The sequence below is a fragment of the Sneathia sp. DSM 16631 genome, from assembly GCF_014892235.1.
GTDB lineage: Bacteria > Fusobacteriota > Fusobacteriia > Fusobacteriales > Leptotrichiaceae > Sneathia > Sneathia vaginalis.
The window spans coordinates 41,615-58,898 of the sequence record NZ_JADBHL010000002.1; the positions used below are offsets into that span (position 1 = coordinate 41,615).

At 29.1% G+C, this 17,284-nt stretch carries 14 protein-coding genes; 1 reads left to right on the forward strand and 13 read right to left on the reverse strand.

Annotated elements, in window-relative coordinates; translation table 11 throughout:
• Position 1: 1 nt before the first annotated feature.
• From rsmG to IMK15_RS01835, 5 genes are read right to left on the reverse strand one after another with little or no spacing between them, the layout of a single operon-like run.
• Positions 2–643, reverse strand: a complete 642-nt coding sequence (rsmG, locus tag IMK15_RS01815; RefSeq protein ID WP_046329061.1) for a 16S rRNA (guanine(527)-N(7))-methyltransferase RsmG — start codon at positions 641–643, stop codon at positions 2–4.
• Positions 637–2,526 carry a tRNA uridine-5-carboxymethylaminomethyl(34) synthesis enzyme MnmG gene (mnmG, locus tag IMK15_RS01820; protein ID WP_046329062.1) on the reverse strand — a complete coding sequence of 630 codons (1,890 nt, stop codon included), beginning with the start codon at positions 2,524–2,526 and terminating at the stop codon, positions 637–639. The genes rsmG and mnmG overlap by 7 nt, the downstream gene beginning before the upstream one ends.
• A complete protein-coding gene (locus IMK15_RS01825; RefSeq protein ID WP_046329063.1) occupies positions 2,523–3,173 on the reverse strand; it encodes a potassium channel family protein in 651 nt (216 codons plus the stop codon). The genes mnmG and IMK15_RS01825 overlap by 4 nt, the downstream gene beginning before the upstream one ends.
• Positions 3,174–3,181: 8 nt before the next feature.
• Positions 3,182–4,516: a TrkH family potassium uptake protein gene (locus tag IMK15_RS01830; RefSeq protein ID WP_192941673.1), complete on the reverse strand. Its 1,335-nt coding sequence runs from the start codon at positions 4,514–4,516 to the stop codon at positions 3,182–3,184.
• 43 nt (positions 4,517–4,559) lie between these two features.
• Entirely contained in the window at positions 4,560–6,362 is a 1,803-nt protein-coding gene (locus IMK15_RS01835; RefSeq protein WP_192941674.1) for a peptidylprolyl isomerase, read from the reverse strand.
• A gap of 182 nt (positions 6,363–6,544) precedes the next feature.
• Here IMK15_RS01835 and IMK15_RS01840 point away from each other — a divergent pair, with 182 nt between their 5' ends.
• Positions 6,545–7,240 carry a GTP pyrophosphokinase family protein gene (locus tag IMK15_RS01840; RefSeq protein ID WP_046329068.1) on the forward strand — a complete coding sequence of 232 codons (696 nt, stop codon included), beginning with the start codon at positions 6,545–6,547 and terminating at the stop codon, positions 7,238–7,240.
• Between the two features lie 14 nt (positions 7,241–7,254).
• Here IMK15_RS01840 and dnaJ read toward each other — a convergent pair whose 3' ends face one another.
• The 8 genes from dnaJ to dnaG form a co-directional block, all read right to left on the reverse strand.
• Complete coding sequence (gene dnaJ / locus IMK15_RS01845; RefSeq protein WP_192941675.1) at positions 7,255–8,397, reverse strand: molecular chaperone DnaJ; 1,143 nt, start codon at positions 8,395–8,397, stop codon at positions 7,255–7,257.
• A gap of 13 nt (positions 8,398–8,410) precedes the next feature.
• Positions 8,411–10,225 carry a molecular chaperone DnaK gene (gene dnaK / locus IMK15_RS01850; protein ID WP_192941727.1) on the reverse strand — a complete coding sequence of 605 codons (1,815 nt, stop codon included), beginning with the start codon at positions 10,223–10,225 and terminating at the stop codon, positions 8,411–8,413.
• Between the two features lie 7 nt (positions 10,226–10,232).
• Positions 10,233–10,760 carry a nucleotide exchange factor GrpE gene (gene grpE, locus IMK15_RS01855; protein ID WP_192941676.1) on the reverse strand — a complete coding sequence of 176 codons (528 nt, stop codon included), beginning with the start codon at positions 10,758–10,760 and terminating at the stop codon, positions 10,233–10,235.
• Between the two features lie 9 nt (positions 10,761–10,769).
• A complete protein-coding gene (gene hrcA, locus IMK15_RS01860) occupies positions 10,770–11,768 on the reverse strand; it encodes a heat-inducible transcriptional repressor HrcA (RefSeq protein WP_046329072.1) in 999 nt (332 codons plus the stop codon).
• A gap of 160 nt (positions 11,769–11,928) precedes the next feature.
• Positions 11,929–13,818, reverse strand: a complete 1,890-nt coding sequence (locus tag IMK15_RS01865) for a YadA-like family protein (RefSeq protein WP_192941677.1) — start codon at positions 13,816–13,818, stop codon at positions 11,929–11,931.
• A gap of 219 nt (positions 13,819–14,037) precedes the next feature.
• Positions 14,038–14,397, reverse strand: coding sequence for a Rid family detoxifying hydrolase (locus IMK15_RS01870; RefSeq protein ID WP_046329074.1), 360 nt, complete (start codon positions 14,395–14,397; stop codon positions 14,038–14,040).
• A gap of 9 nt (positions 14,398–14,406) precedes the next feature.
• Positions 14,407–15,516, reverse strand: a complete 1,110-nt coding sequence (rpoD, locus tag IMK15_RS01875; protein WP_046329075.1) for an RNA polymerase sigma factor RpoD — start codon at positions 15,514–15,516, stop codon at positions 14,407–14,409.
• Positions 15,488–17,254 carry a DNA primase gene (dnaG, locus tag IMK15_RS01880; protein ID WP_192941678.1) on the reverse strand — a complete coding sequence of 589 codons (1,767 nt, stop codon included), beginning with the start codon at positions 17,252–17,254 and terminating at the stop codon, positions 15,488–15,490. The genes rpoD and dnaG overlap by 29 nt, the downstream gene beginning before the upstream one ends.
• Positions 17,255–17,284 lie beyond the last annotated feature (30 nt).

Sequence of the window (17,284 nt, forward strand, 5' to 3'; positions counted from 1 at the left end):
TTTACAGTGGCTTTTTTTTAGGGACTCCCACTTTTCTTGGATACTTTTTATCTGTTATCCCCTTTTTTTGTATTTCTATTACAACCCTTTCATCTTTTGAAATGGGTAAATTAAATTTATGTATTGCCTTTACTTCTGATTTTAAAACCTTTAATGCATTCTTTGCTTGTTCTATCTCATCTGCACTTTGTTTTTGTGCTAAAAATCTTCCATTAACCTTTAAAAAAGGAACTTCATATTCTAAAATTATTGATAGATGAGCTACACCTCTACATAAACCTACATCAAATTTTTCTCTATTCTTTTCTATTAGTTCTTCTGCTCTCAAAGTGCTTGTTTTGACATTTTTTAATTCTAAGTCTTCTATTACATTGTTGATAAAGTCAATTTTCTTCTTAACTGAATCAACTAACAAAAACTCTTTATCTGGATTTAGAATGGCTAAAACTAAACCTGGAAACCCAGCACCTGTCCCTATATCTATTATCTTCTTATCTTCTTTTGTTAATAAATCATTTAAAAGCATAGAATCATAAAAATGTTTGTCTATAATCTCATCTTTTTCTCTAATTGCAGTTAAATTCATTACCTTATTCTTTTCCATTAACAATTCAAGATATCTTTTTAATTTTTCATTTAACATTTTAACCTACCATCTAAGTACATAATTAATACTGCAATATCTGCTGGTGTTACACCTAATATATTAGATGCTTGTCCTAGTGTATAAGGTCTTTTTTCTTTTAGTTTTTGTTTTGCTTCTCCTGTAATACCCTTCATATTATCATAATCAAAATCACTAGGTATCTTCCAATTATCAAGCTTCTTTGCTTTTTCTATCATTTGATATGCTTTTTTTATGTAACCTTCATACTTTACTACTACTTCTATTTGATATTCTATATCATCACGAAAATCAAGGTTATACCCTATTCCCATTTCTTTTACTATATTCTTAATATCTTCATAGCTTACCTTAGGTCTTCTTAAAAATTCCTTCAATGTTACACCACTTTTAGTAGTTTCTCCGTATTTTTCAAGTAAATCTCTAAAAGTTGTGTTGCTTATACCCACACTAGTCTTATCTAAGAATTCTACAACATCTTTTACTGTCTTTTCTTTTTCTAATACTTTATTATATTCTTCATCACTAACTAACCCTATATCATGTCCATACTTAGATAAACGTATATCAGCATTATCTTCACGGAGTATAAGTCTGTATTCTGATCTTGCTGTAAACATTCTATATGGTTCTTCTATTCTTTTAGTAATTAAATCATCTATCATAGTTGCTATATATGAACTATTTCTATAAAGTATTAGAGGTTCTTTATTCATTAGTGATAAACTAGCATTAATTCCAGCTATTAGTCCTTGTGCTGCTGCTTCTTCATAACCACTAGTTCCATTTATTTGACCTGCTAAGTATAGACCCTTTACTTTTCTAGTTTCAAGCGTATAATCTAATTCTTGTGCTGAAACAAAGTCATATTCAACAGCATATCCATATCTCATTATCTTTGCATTTTCCATACCTTTTATTGAATTAACCATTTGTTGTTGATAGCTTGCTGGAAAACTTGTAGATAAACCACTAATATATACTTCTGTTGTATCAAAACCTTCTGGTTCTAAGAATAAATGATGTGATGACTTATCACTAAATCTTACTATCTTATCTTCTATAGATGGGCAATATCTAGGCCCTGTACTGTGTATAGTTCCATTATACATAGGTGCTTTATCTAGGTTATTTAATACTATATCATGCATAGTTTGGTTAGTTCTTGTAAGATAACATGATAGTTGTCTTCTTTTTAATACATCTTCATCTTTTGATGAGAATGAATACTTTAAAGGCTTTCCTATTTCACCTGGTTGTTCTTCTAATATATCAAAATTTATTGTTCTTCCATCTATTCTAGGTGAAGTACCTGTTTTAAATCTTCTTACTTCAAGACCTAATTCAACTAATGATTTTGTTAAGTCCTTTGCACTTAACTCTCCCATTCTTCCACCTTCAAGTTTTTTATCACCTATGTATAGCAAACCATTTAAAAATGTTCCAGTTGATAGTATTAATTTTTTAGTTTTAAGTTCCAGACCATTTTTTGTCTTTATACCTGTAACCTTATTACCCTCGTGTAGTATTTCTGTTACTATATCTTGTATTATATCCAAGTTTTCTTGTTTTTCTACAGTCTTTTTCATGTTATTAGCATAAAGTTTTCTATCTGCTTGTGCTCTTAATGATCTTACAGCTGGTCCTTTTTTAGTGTTTAGTATTCTCATTTGGATAAAGCTCTTATCCATATTCTTACCCATTTGTCCACCTAATGCATCAATTTCTTTAACTAAATGACTCTTAGCTGGTCCACCAATAGATGGATTACAACTCATTTCCCCTATATTATCTAAACGTATAGTAAACATCGCTGTTTTAAATCCAAGTCTTGCACAAGCAAGGCTAGCTTCTATACCAGCATGTCCTGCTCCTACAACTATTACATCATATTCTATCATTTCATTAACGCTCCAATACCTTCTGTTTTACCTAATACTACTATTGTATCTTCTTCTTTAAATTTGTATTCTGGTGAAGGAGTAATATTAAATTCTCCTTGTGTTCTGATGGCTATAACATTGGTTGAATACTTATGTCTTAAATTTAGTTCTAATAAAGACTTACCTATGAATATCTTAGGGACTTTAATTTCAAATACTGAATATTCATTTGAGAATTTAAAATACTCTATTACTGTTGGTCTCATTACTGAATATGCTATCTTTTCACCCATTAATTCTTCTGGATAAACAACTTGATCTGCACCTAATTTTTCTAAGACCTTACCTTGTATTTTTGTTTCTGCCTTACATACTATATTCTTAACATCTAATTCTTTTAACATAAGTGTTACTAAGATACTATCTTGTATGTTACTTCCTATACAAACGAATGCAGCATCAAAACTATCTTTAACTATATTCTTCAATGCGTTTTCATCTTTTGCATCTAATGTTATTGCATCTTCTACTATTCCTTCATCTAATATACGTTGTACTGCTTCTTCATTTTCATCTAATGCTAATACAATATTTCCGTTTTCATATAAAGTTTTTGCTATTGCTCTTCCAAATTTACCAAGTCCTATTACTAGATAATTTTTCATCTTAACTCCTAACCTATTAAAATAGTTTCTTCTGAATATTTATACTTTCCTTCTTGCTTTCTCTTTCTTGAAATAGCATATAGGATGGTAAGAGGTCCTACTCTACCTATATACATAGTTATTATCAATATTATTTTCGTAATCACAGATAACTTAGCTGTTAGTCCCATACTTAATCCTACAGTACCAAAAGCTGATACTAATTCAAATAATAGTGGCAAGAATCCCATTTTACTATCAAATATACTCATTAAAAATATCATGAATAATATATATGATAATGATAATATTAGTATAGCACATGCCTTATTAAACGTAGTCCATGATATTCTTCTTCTTCTATATTGTATATCTTCTCTTCCTGTTATAGAGTTTGTTATACCTAATAAAAGAACTCCTAAAGTTGTTGTTTTTAGTCCCCCTCCTGTTGACCCTGGAGAAGCACCTATAAACATTAAAAAGATATATATTATTATCGTAGGTAATGTAATACCACTTAAATTAATAGTTTGAAATCCTGCTGTTCTTAAAGTTATGCTTTGAAAATATGATGCTAATATCTTGTTTTTCAAGCTCAAACTTCCTAATGTCAAACTATTACTATACTCTAGTACAAATGTTAGAACTGTACCTAATATTATTAATATTATTGTCATATTTATCGCTATATGTGTACTATTAGAAATTTTACGTCTTACACCTTTAAATACATTATATATATCAATTATAGCTGCAAATCCTAAACCACCTAGAATGATAAGGGATGTTACACATAGATTTATTAGTAAACTTGATTGATATCCTTCTAGATTATTAGAAAATAGGGCAAATCCTGCATTACAAAAAGCTGATATTGCATGGAATATTGAATAACCAATTGCATCCTTAATAGGCATTTTTCTAACAAATTCAATAAAAAGGATAAGTGCTCCTAAAAATTCTATACTAAATACCACTATAGATACTTGCTTTAGGTATCTAGGTATTTCTGTTAATATATTGTAGTTTATATCCTCACTCACTATCTTTTTGGTATAATATCCCATTTTACTAGATATACTAAGAATAACCATAGATGAAAAAGTTAATACCCCTAATCCACCTAATTGTATTAGTATCATAATAACTATTTTACCGAATACTGTATATGTACTATGTACATCATTTACAACTAATCCTGTTACACATAACGCTGATGTAGCTGTAAATAAACTCTCTAAGAAATTCCCTATGTGTCCATTATTTAATGAAATAGGTAGCATTAAAAGAAATGCCCCTAAAAACATCATAATAATGAAGGATAAAAGTATTAACACATACGGGCTTAATTTTATCTTTTTCATTTTCACTCCACTTTAAAAAACAATAAATGCTCTAAATGAGCATTTATTGTGTTTCAGTCATGTTTAATTGTTTATTTGCAAAATCAAATGCCATTTCTACTCTTACTCTATCTTTAAATTCTTCAAAAGTAGCTGCCTTAAATGGTATTTCTTGAGTTTTTTGTATTATTACATAAGAGTCATTTAAGTCTTTTTCTACTATATCTCCGACTTTCTTACTGAATAATTCATCCATTAATTCTTTTGAATATCCTACTTTTGGTAAGGCAGAATTTCTTTCAAGTAATGTAAATTGTTCTCTTATATCATACTTCTTATACTTATTTGTCTTATCTGTTGTAATCTTTTCCCAAGTTATCTTTCCAGATTTAAGATCATTTTCTACATTTATTACTTCTTTTTTAGCTTCATTCTTAGTTTCATTAGATGCAACTGGTTTTAAAAGAATGTGTTTTAATTTTGCTTTATTTGGATCATCCTTGTCCTTATCTTCTACAAAGATTAGGTGGTATCCATACATTGTCTTAACTGGTCCTATTATTGATCCTTTAGGTGTATCTCTTACAACTTGGAATTCTGGAACTAGTTGTGATACATTTAACCATCCTAACTCTCCACCATTTGCCTTTGAACCTGGATCGCTTGATAATTCTTTTGCCTTTGCAGCAAAATTATTCTTATTCAATGTCTTTAATACTTCTTTTGCTCTTTTTTCTGTTTCTTTATCATCTTTTTCGCTAGACTTGTATGTTATACCTAAAATTTCACCAGATATTGTATTCTTTGTATCATATCTACTCTTATTCTTATCGAACCATGCTTTCATTTCTGCATCACTTGGCTTGTATGTGTCAACTAAGTAGTAGTAATAGTTTTGTAATGCACTTTGTATTCTATTTATTGGTGTTAAACCATCAAGACCCTTAACACCTTTTGAATTTGCAATCTTTTCTTTATCAACTAATTTTTGTATTTCAGTTTTTCTTTGTTCATTTACAAATTGTTCTATACCATCATAATATCCCTTAGGATTTTGTATAGCTTGTGAAGCATAAAAACTTAACATATCTTTTCTAATAACTTTAACATCTGCTACTTCTATTTCTACCTTCTTTAAGTCATTGAACAGATCAATAATTTCTTTATTCTTAGTTGAAATTTTAGACTTATTAAATAACTGTTCCATATTTGAATTGATTAAGAAATCTAGATTTTGTTTGTAGTACATATCTTCTACTTGTCCCTTAACTTCATCAAATTGTCTTGAAGCATATTCAGTGTATTTGAAACGATTATACATATCTTGTAATTGTTTGTCAGTAGGTTTAATTTTTTGTTTAAACTTATCAATTGTTTTTTGATATATTAAAGAATCTTTTATATCTGCTTTTAAATCCTTTATTGTAGATCCTTTTTGTGCTAACATTAATGCTAATGTTTCCTTACCACCATACTTATTTTCTATTTCAGTTAATTTTGCATTAACATCAACTGTACTTACTTCTATTTTCAAATCATGAGACAATACTTTTACCATCGTATTATTTATAACAGAAGCTAAAGCCATTTCATTTACAACTTTATTCGGTATCTTATTATACCCCTTGTTAACATCTAATCCGTTGTTTTTGTATAACTCTTCTATATTTGCATTAAGACTTTTTACTTCTTTTTCATAGTCTTCTTTATATACTTTTTCTCCATCTAATGTGAATAAAACTTGCTTTCTATTATGAAAATATGCTGTTAAATATGTGTATCCAGCGTATGAAGCAGATAAAACTGCTGAAATAATTATTAATACAGTCATTATCTTCATATATTTGCTAAATTTTCTAAGTGCCATCTCGTCCTCCTAAATTGACTCATTATGTTAGTAATTATACCATTTTGTATTTAAAATTGCAATTGAGTGTTATTGTTAATTTATTTATTTTTATCGAATAACCACTGCAACGTTTTTACACAAAATATATATTACATGTTTCATTTTTTTATGCTAAAATATACACAAAGGTGGTGGATTAAATGTTAGATTTTACTGTTTTTGAACAGCTAGCTATTTACTATGAAACTCTTGATACAGAGCAATTTGAGGTGATTTTAAAAAGTTCATATCCTTATCAAAGAATGATATCAGAATATGAATGTGCACTGTTAGAAGTCGAAACAAAACTAAAAGTTTTAAATTTAGAATTTTCTGTAAAAAAGGAAAGTAACCCTATAGAAAGTATAAAAAGCAGGATAAAAACTCCTACTAGTTTTATTAACAAATTAAAAAGACGTAATATCAGTTTAAATAAGCAAGATATTGAAGATAATATATTTGATATTGCAGGTATTAGAGTAATATGTCACTTTGTTGATGATGTATATAGCATAATAGAATCTCTTAAAAATCAATATGATCTTAAAATATTTGAAGAAAAAGATTATATAAAAAATCCAAAACCTAATGGATATAGAAGTTACCATCTGATAGTTGAAGTCCCTGTTTTCCTATACGAACAAATGATATATAGAAAAGTGGAAATACAATTTAGAACCATAGGAATGGACTTCTGGGCTACAACAGAGCATAAGATACGTTATAAAAAGAATATAAAAAATACTGAAAAAATACAAAAAATACTATACGATTGTGCTGTTTTAAGTGCACAATTAGATGATAAAATGAAAACTGTCAGAAATATTATATTAGAGCAAAAAAAGAATGAGGTTTGAACCCCATTCTTTTATTATTTAAAGAAATTTCTTATCTTTTGAAAGAATGATTCTGTTTCTCTGTAATTATCTTTTCCTAATGAAGTGTCCAATTTAGAAACTAGCTTCTTTTGATCTTCGCTTAAATTTACTGGTATTTCTATAGTATAAGTTATTATTTGATTTCCTACACTACCTTTAAATTTAAGACCTTTACCTACCAATACTTTTCTATTTCCATATTGAGTTCCAGCCTTTATTTCAACATTTTCAGTTCCATATAAAGTTGGTATTTGCTTAGTTGTACCTAATATTGCTTCTGTTAGAGTAATTGGCACAGTTAAATATATATTTAAACCCTCTCTTTTGAATATATCGTGTTTTTTCACTTCAACTCTAATATATAGATCGCCACAATCACTATCACGTCCTGCATATGATCCCATTTCTCTTAAAATCATTCTAGTACCATCTTCAATTCCTGATGGTATCTTTATTGTCTTTGAAACCTTTTCTTTCTTTATACCAGTTCCTTGACAATCTGTACATAACTTTTTAGGCACTCTACCTGTACCTGAACATGTACTACATACTACTGTTTGTTTCATATACCCTAGTATAGTCTTTGTAGTCTTTGTTATATGACCTTGTCCTTGACAATTTCCACAAGTTGTCAAATTTCCATTTTCTGCTCCTGTACCTGAACAACTACTACATTTACCATCTCTTGTATATTCAATTTTAACTTCTTTATCATTTACAATGTCTTCTAGTGTTAGTCTAACTCTATACTCTAAATCTCTACCTCTAGATCTAGTGCTAGTGTGAAATCCTGATGTTTGTCCACCACCAAATGCACTTTCGAATATATCAGAGAAATCAAAGCCTCCAAAATTGAATCCACCAGTATTAAAGCCTTCAAATCCACCAGCTCCAGCTGCACCTCCATTTTCAAAGGCAGCTTGACCGTAATTGTCATACATTTGACGTTTCTTATCATCTTTTAAAACTTCATATGCTTCTGATACTTCTCTAAATTTTTCTGTAGCTTCTTCTTTGTTATCGGGATTCAAATCAGGATGATACTTTTTTGATAATTCCCTATATGCTTTTTTGATTTCATCCTGACTTGCATTCTTATTAACACCTAACACTTCATAATAATCTCTTTTAGCCATTTTCTCTCTCTTCTTAGTTTATTATTTCTGGTTCTTCTGGGTCATCAGAAGATTTCTTTTCCCCTTCATTGTTATTAGGAGTTGCATTTTCTTTTGCAGCTTCTTGGTAAACTCTTGTTGCAAATCCTTGTGTTACCTTTGATAATTCATCTATCTTTGCTCTAATTTCTGTTATATCATCAGAATCTTTTACTTTCTTCAATTCTTCAACTGCTTTAGTTATTTCTTCTTTTTCATTTCCTTGAAGTTTAGCTTCATTATCTTTTAACATCTTTTCTGTTGAAATTGTTAATTGATCTGCCATATTTCTTGCTTCTATTAATTCTTTAAACTTCTTATCTTCTTCAGCATTAGCTTCGGCTTCTTTCTTCATTCTTTCTATATCGTCTTTTGATAAGTTTGATGAACCAGATATTGTTATTGAATTTTCTTTTCCAGTTCCCTTATCTTTAGCTGATACGTGAACTATACCATTTGAGTCAATTTCAAATGTAACTTCAATTTGAGGGACTCCACGAGGTGCTGGTAATATTCCTCCTAATGAGAATTCACCTAATTTTTGGTTATCTACTGCTTTAGCTCTTTCACCTTGGTAAACCATAATTCCAACTTCTGGTTGATTATCAACAGCTGTTGAGAATACTTGTGATTTCTTAGTAGGTATAGTAGTATTCTTTTCTATTATCTTTGTAAATACTCCACCTAATGTTTCTATACCTAATGATAATGGTGTTACGTCTAGTAATAGTACACCTTTAACGTCACCCTTTATTACACCTGCTTGTATAGCAGCACCTGCTGCAACAACTTCATCTGGGTTTATACCCTTATTTGGTTCCTTACCGAAGTATGATTTAACCCAATCTTGAACAGCTGGTATTCTTGTTGAACCACCAACAAGTAATATTTCATTAATATCTTTTGTAGTTAAACCTGCATCTTTTAATGCTGTTTGTACTGGACCTTTAGTCATATCAACAAGGTCTTTAGTTAATTCATTAAATGCAGCTCTTGTTAACTTAGTTTCCAAGTGTTTTGGTCCATTAGCATCTACTGTAATGAATGGTAATGAAATTTGTGTTTCAAGTGTAGTTGATAATTTCTTCTTAGCATCTTCTGCAGCATCTTTTAATCTTTGGTATGCCATTTTATCATCTCTTAAATCTATACCATTTTGTTTCTTAAATTCTTCTGCTAACCAGTCTATTATCTTCTTATCGAAGTTATCTCCACCTAAGTGGTTATTACCTGCTGTTGCTAATACTTCTACTACATCGTCCCCTATTTCTAGTACTGATACGTCAAATGTACCACCACCTAAGTCAAATACTAGGACTTTTTCATTAGCTTTCTTGTCTATACCATATGCAAGTGCAGCAGCTGTTGGTTCATTAACTATTCTTTCAACCTTTAATCCTGCTATTTCCCCTGCATCTTTTGTTGCTTGTCTTTGTGCATCTGTAAAGTATGCTGGAACTGTAATAACAGCTTCCTTAACTTCTTCACCTAAGTAGCTTTCAGCATCTTTCTTTAATTTTTGTAATATCTTAGCTGAAATTTCTTGTGGTGTGTATTCCTTACCATGTATATTTACTTTGTAATTTTCACCCATATGTGTTTTTATTGAACTAACTGTTGAATCTGGTTGAGTTATTGCTTGTCTTTTTGCTATTGTACCTACAACAACTTCACCATTTTCTTTAATATTTACTACTGATGGAGTAGTTCTTTCACCATCACTATTTGGTATTATTGTATATGTACCACCATCCATAACGGCTACGCATGAATTAGTTGTACCTAAATCTATTCCTATTACTTTCATAATTTTCCTCCTATTTTTTGTTTATCTTAACCATACTTGGTCTAATAACTTTACCTTTTAATTTGTATCCCTTTTGTAATACTTGTAATATTTCTCCATCTTCTTTTTCATCATCCTTATCCATAGATATTGCATGATGTTGATATGGATCATATACACCTTCGTTGTTTATCTCTTCAACTCCCATTTCTTTTAATTTGGCTACCATATTTTTTACAACCATATTTATACCGTCTAATAAGGCTTTATTACTATCTGTTGCATCAGTAGTTTCTATAGCTTTTTCAAGTATATCAAGATCTGAAAGTTGACTTAAAATTAAATCTTGGCAAGCATATTTTTCAAGTTCTTTAAACTCTCTATCTATACGCTTTTTATAGTTATCAAAGTCTGCAAGCTTTATTGCATATGCTTTCTTCCAATCTTCAATTTCTTTTTTTAATTTTTCTTTTTCATCTTCTTTTGTTTCTTTTGTTTCTTTCGTTTCTTTTTGTTCTTTTGCTTCTTGTTGTTCTTTTTCTTTTTTAGCTTCTTCCATTTTCATCTCCTAACTTGTTAATTTTAGTATAACAGCACTATTTATAGCTTGTTTTAAAATATCTGTTACATAATTCAATAACTTAATATTTTCCTTGTATTCCATACGTTGAGGACCTATTATTCCTATCAATCCTCTTTCACCTTCATATTCATAGATTGAAAATATTATTACCATGTTTTTGAAGGCTTCGATTCCTAATTTAGATCCGAATAATATATTAACTTCATATGGATCATATTTTTCATCATCAACAATATTTTTAAATATATTCTTTAGATTTTGCTTATCTTCTATGAAGTTTATAGTCTCAATTAAGTTATCTGAATGAAGTAAGAGATTAGGTTCATTAGATATACGGAATTTAGAATCGTTTCTATCTGAAAAACCAGTATCTAATTCTCCAACTTTTTCTAAAAAATTCTTCAAATCTTGTAAAGTGTAGCTATAGTTATTTGAAACAATTAAATTATTAACATATCTAGTTGCTTCCTTTAATACCTTTTCACTAGTTATGTTGTATAAGTTAATGTTAGCTGCCTTTACAATATCTAAATCGGTTACAGCTACCACATAAGCTCTTCTATCATTTACATGTATCATGTCTATTTTCTTTATCTTATGCTTTTCAACTGACGGTTCCAATGATACTGCTGTATGCTTAGAAATTTTTGATAATAGCTCAGTAATATTTTCCAATATTAAACCGATCTGCTTACTCTTTAATTTAATATATGAATTGATGTCATTATATCCATCATCTTTTTCATCATCCATAAGTTCATCTATATATGTTCTGTATCCCTTTTCTGTTGGAACTCTACCAGATGATGTATGCATCTTATATATCAAACCCTTATCCTCAAGGTCTGCCATCGCATTCCTTATAGTAGCTGATGAAACACCAATGTCATATTTTTTTTCAATTGTTCTTGATCCAACACTTTCACCTGTTTTAATATAGTGATTTATTATTGTGTTTAGAATCTGTTTTTCTCTTTCATTCATGTTACACCTCTGTTAGCACTCTTTATCCCTTAGTGCTAATTGTATATTACAACATATTTTTCAATATGTCAACAGTTTTTCCAAAAAAAAAAAAAAAAAAAAATAAAAAAAAAATAAAATAAATAAATAAAAAATAAGAACCCATACAGGTTCTTACTTTCTACTTATGGATAAGCTTTCTAACTACTTCTTTTAATTCATTTATTTCTTTTCTCATTTCCTTATTTTCATCTTTTAATTGTTCTATAACCTTATCCTTATTATTTACACTACCAAGCATTACTCCAGCTCCTATACCAAAGGCAAGATTTCCTTTACTATTAACTGCTCCACTTAGTTTATATGTAAAGTTTTGCTTGTCATTTGTTCCACTAAGTCCTACTGCTACTGAATGAGATCCTCCATAGTATCCATATGATGCAGCTAAATTAAACTTTCTATCTCCACTTACTTGTGGTAAGTTTGCCATTGCTACAGCACTTGATACTCCACTTAAAGCTAAATCTGTTTTTTCATTAAGTTTAGAAACTTTTTCATCTACATATGCCTTATCAGCCTTATTTTCCTTAATAGTTTTTAAGTCCTTAATTACAACAACATTATTTTCATTTTCACTAGTTTCTGGTGCTGGTGTTGTATCTGAGCTTACTGTATTGCCATTACCTAATGAACTTGCAATATTAGAAAGTTTATGTAATTCCTTAGCTTTTATGATAACTTCACCTGTGTATTCCTTATTATCTTTTGTATAGTATTTATTATTATACTTATACAAAGGTTTTTTATCTGTAGTAGCATATTCAAATGGTGTAGAATTATCAACATAAGTCTTCAATTCTTTCAATTGTGCTACATTGACAGCATCTGTATCATTATATCCTGCAGCAACATTTGCTATTTGTCTTGTTCCAAATTGAGGATCACCTATTGACACTACACCTAAATTTGCTTTCCATACTCTATCATTAATCATCGCTTTCATTGCTTCTTGTAATTTAGCTTGATCTCTTTGTGCTACTATTTCTCTTAATTTTTCTCTTGTAATTCCCTTATATTTTCCATCTATAGCACTATATGGTCTATATCCATCTTTCTCACTAGCTTCACCTGCTCTAGAACTAGCACCAAGTGCAACACTACCTTCTCCAAAAACTTCAGCACTATATCCTAATGCTGTCCCTTGTTCACCTATTACTTTAGAATTAGTTCCTATTGCTGTTCCATAAGTCCCATATGCTGTTGCATTACTACCAACTGTTGTAGAACCTTTTCCTAAACTCATAGTACCATAACCTAATGCAGTTGTTGTATCATTTAAAGCACTTGAACGAGGTCCAACAGCTGTTGCTGCTTGTCCCTTTGCTTTTGCTGAATTACCAATTGCAACATTTCCATCACTATTAGAATTTTCTACTTCTGCACCGTCTCCTATTACAACACTTCTCATAGAATTTTTTACTTTATTTGAATAACCCAATAAAGTATTATTATTTAAGTAATTACCTGATTTTACAAGTTCATCTTTTATTTTTTTATTATCTTCATCTTTTTTTGCTATTACTTTCTTTATTACATTTTTATTATAAATATCATATGGATCAAAAGCCTTATATAGTATATCTTCATCTTTTGTAAGTTTTCCTTCTTTTACATTTTTAATAATTCCACTTATTAAACTAAAATCGTATTTTACAATTTCATAACTTTTTACACCCATACTTTTTTTTATGGCATTTAGTATTTCACCATCAGATTTTGTTTTATTAGCTTTAACTTGAGCTAAAACATCTTTATAATCTGTAACTAATTTTTCTGAAATTGCTTTCTTTATTTCAGCTTCACTTTTATCTTTATTTTTTATTGCAATATCTAAAAATTCATCATTTACTTCATTGTAATTTCCACCAACTACATTGTCATGACCATTTATCTTATTATTAGCACTTTCTTTTAAAATTAAATTATATGCTCCATCAGTCATTTCATTCCCTGCATACCCAACACTTGCTAACATTGTTAATGCAGCACAAATTAAAATAGTTTTTTTCATCTTTCCCACTTCTTCCTTTATTATTGTTTGGTTATCAGTTATATTTTACATCCCAAAAAAAAAAAAAAAAAGGAACATTTTTTAAATACTTTGTTTATTTCTTAACCTCTTTTTTTCTATTCTTTGTCTTCATTGAATTTGTTTGCCTTGGTTCATAATCATTTTTTAACTAAAAAAAAGCTCCAAAGTTTTTTTCTTCACTTTAGAGCTTGTTTTTTTCTATCTATGTGCAATTACTTCAATTTCTACTAATGCTCCTTTAGGCAAGTCCTTAACTGCAAATGCTGATCTTGCAGGATAAGGTTCATTAAAGTATGTCATATATATTTCATTAACTGGCACAAAATCGTGAATATCAGATAAAAGAACTGTTGTTTTAATTACATTATCCATAGTTAAATTTTCTTTAGCTAAGATATTCTTGATGTTTTCTAATATTCTCTTTGTTTGTGAACTAAGGTCCAATTCTAATTCATTAGTTTCTGGATCTAGTCCTATTTGACCTGAAATATATACATAATCATCTACTACTCTATATGCTGAATATGGTCCTACAGCCTTTGGAATTAAATTGCTCATAATTTTCACCTATTTTCTGTAATTTTCTAAATTACTTGTATATTTTTTACTTTTCAACTTATTAATTGCCTTAACTTCAATTTGTCTAATTCTTTCCCTTGTTACATTGAAGATTTTACCAACTTCTTCTAGAGTCTTAGGAGCTCCATCATCAAGTCCAAATCTATGACGAAGAACTTGTTCTTCCCTTTCATTTAGTGCTTCTTTTAATATACTTTCTAGTTTTTCTCTTAAAAGCACTCTTGATGTAGCATCATATGGGTTCAAGAATTTATCATCCTCAACAAAATCTCCTAATTCACTATCTTCTTCACTACCAACTGGTGTTTCAAGTGAAATAGGATCTTGATTCATTTCTAATATACTTTTAACCTTGTCCATAGGAATACCTAATTTCTTAGATAATTCATCTGGAGTAGGTTCTCTACCTGTTTCTTGTAGTATTATTCTACTTTCCTTTTTTATCTTATTTATTGTTTCTATCATATGCACTGGTATTCTAATAGTTCTTCCTTGATCTGCTATCGCTCTTGTTATAGCTTGTCTTATCCACCATGTTGCATAAGTTGAAAATTTAAATCCTTTTTCATATTCAAATTTTTCAACTGCCTTCATTAGGCCCATATTCCCTTCTTGTATCAAATCAAGTAACTTAAGTCCTCTATTAGTATGTTTTTTAGCAATACTTACAACCAATCTCAAGTTAGATTCTATCAACTTTTGTTTGGCTTGCATATCACCTTCAACAACTTTTTGTGCAAGACTTATTTCTTCCTCGTGTGTTAAAAGGGGTATTTGTCCTATTTCACGAAGATACATTTTTATAGGTTCATCTACATCCATATATTCTGCTATCTTCATGATGTCATCATTTAACATCTTTTGTACTTCAGCATCATCTAGTTTTTCATATGGAACTTCAGAATCTACGTCTTCTATAATAGTAATACCTTCATTTCGTAATTTTTCAACTATTTGGACTATTTTTTCATTCGATATTCTATTTTCAAGAAGATTTTCTATCATATTTTTGCTTATTTCTTTTTTATCACGTGCTTCTTTCAATATTTTTGATATATCTTCTTTTAAACTATTTGTTTTCTTCTCCTTTTGTAGCATGTAATTTCCCCTTTTCATATTCCATATAATTGATATATACTTCTTTAATTTTTGGTAAATCCACGCTTTTTTCTATTTCTTTAACTTGGCTTACAAAAGACATATATTTAGCGTAGTCTTCATCATTCATATTTTCATATCCGTTGTAATAATCTAATATCATTTCTCTTGAATTTTTGATATAATCTAAAACCCATTCTTTGTATAGTAAGATGTAATCTATCTTACTAATATCAGTATACTTTGTTTTTAAGTGAAAAACAATTTCTTTTTCTTCTTCTGAAAATTTAGAGCTATCAAACCCCTTATCTATTATACTTTCATAATAGATATTTTCAAATGAAAATGCGTTGAATAAGCTATACTTTGTTTTGTCGTATAATAAATACAGTATTGTTAGTTCTTCTAATCTTGCTTTTTTACTGATTTTTAAATTACTTTCTTTTGGTTTCTTTATCGATACAAGATTATTACTAACAGCAATTTTACCTAAATTTGATTTTAGTGCCTCTTTTGATATATTAAGTCTTTTTGAAAATCTATCTACAAATTCATCATAATATATCATATTCTTTAATGATGAAAAATACGGCTTCATATCGCCTATTACTTGCATTTTAGTACCAAGTTTGGATATATCTTTTTCTTTCAAGTAATATTCGAATAAAAAATCAAACGCATCTTTGGACTTACTAAGGATATCCACGAAATCATTTTTACCATATTTATGTAAAATTTCATCTGGGTCTTTTCCTAAATTAGAATAATCCATAACCTTAATGTTAAATTCAAATTTATTCAAAATATGTATAGCCCTTTTTTTAGCTTCAAGTCCTGCACTGTCATTGTCATACGCAATTACTATATTATTTGTAAACTTACGTATATATTCTGCTTGTTTTTCTGTTAATGCTGTACCAAGACTTGCAACAACATTCTTTATATTATTCTTATGTAATGCTAGAACATCAAAATATCCTTCTACAAGTATGCATGAGTTGTATTCTTTTATCTTCTTTCCACCATCAAAGACCCCAAAAAGCTCAAAGCTTTTCTTAAATATCTTTGATTCTTTAGAATTTAGATATTTAGCTACATTAGGATTAGATGAAATATCTCTTCCACCAAAACCTATAATATCTCCCTTTACATTTAGAATGGGTATCATTATACGGTTCTTAAATGTATCATAATATCTATTTTCCGAATGTGAAACAATACCAAGTTCTAGTAAATCTTTTACTGCGTCATCATTTTCATACTTTGTATATATACTATCCCATTTATCTAGTGCATAACCAAGCCTATATTCCTTAATATCATTAAGACTATATCCCCTATTTTTTAAATATTCTAGTGCTTCTTTTGAAGCTAATAGATTTTCTTGATATATCTTTGATATTTCTGATAGTAGGTTATAGTATTTTACGTTATATCTCTTCTCACTAGTAATGTTAATATTGACATTGTATTTTCTAGCTAACTCATCTACTGCTTCTAAGTATGTTAAATTATTTATTAACATATAGAACTTTATAGCATCGCCACCTATATTCGAACTAAAATCTTTAAATATTTTTTTACTAGGACTAACCATAAATGATGGTGTGTTTTCACTCTTAAATGGTGATAAACCTTTAAATCCTGCACCAGACTTTTTCAAGTCCACATATTCCGATATTAATTCTACAATATCAATTTTAGATAACAATAACTGCTTATCTGACTCTTTTAACATCTACATTACCTCATGCTATAGTATAATTTG

Coding starts and splice junctions, on each gene's coding strand:
- dnaG (WP_192941678.1), bottom strand. CDS start 17,254: ATGTTAAAAGAGTCAGATAAGCAGTTATTGTTATCTAAAATTGATATT.
- IMK15_RS01825 (WP_046329063.1), bottom strand. CDS start 3,173: ATGAAAAATTATCTAGTAATAGGACTTGGTAAATTTGGAAGAGCAATA.
- IMK15_RS01835 (WP_192941674.1), bottom strand. CDS start 6,362: ATGGCACTTAGAAAATTTAGCAAATATATGAAGATAATGACTGTATTA.
- IMK15_RS01830 (WP_192941673.1), bottom strand. CDS start 4,516: ATGAAAAAGATAAAATTAAGCCCGTATGTGTTAATACTTTTATCCTTC.
- hrcA (WP_046329072.1), bottom strand. CDS start 11,768: ATGAATGAAAGAGAAAAACAGATTCTAAACACAATAATAAATCACTAT.
- rpoD (WP_046329075.1), bottom strand. CDS start 15,516: ATGCTACAAAAGGAGAAGAAAACAAATAGTTTAAAAGAAGATATATCA.
- IMK15_RS01840 (WP_046329068.1), top strand. CDS start 6,545: ATGTTAGATTTTACTGTTTTTGAACAGCTAGCTATTTACTATGAAACT.
- dnaJ (WP_192941675.1), bottom strand. CDS start 8,397: ATGGCTAAAAGAGATTATTATGAAGTGTTAGGTGTTAATAAGAATGCA.
- IMK15_RS01865 (WP_192941677.1), bottom strand. CDS start 13,818: ATGAAAAAAACTATTTTAATTTGTGCTGCATTAACAATGTTAGCAAGT.
- mnmG (WP_046329062.1), bottom strand. CDS start 2,526: ATGATAGAATATGATGTAATAGTTGTAGGAGCAGGACATGCTGGTATA.
- IMK15_RS01870 (WP_046329074.1), bottom strand. CDS start 14,397: ATGAGCAATTTAATTCCAAAGGCTGTAGGACCATATTCAGCATATAGA.
- grpE (WP_192941676.1), bottom strand. CDS start 10,760: ATGGAAGAAGCTAAAAAAGAAAAAGAACAACAAGAAGCAAAAGAACAA.
- rsmG (WP_046329061.1), bottom strand. CDS start 643: ATGTTAAATGAAAAATTAAAAAGATATCTTGAATTGTTAATGGAAAAG.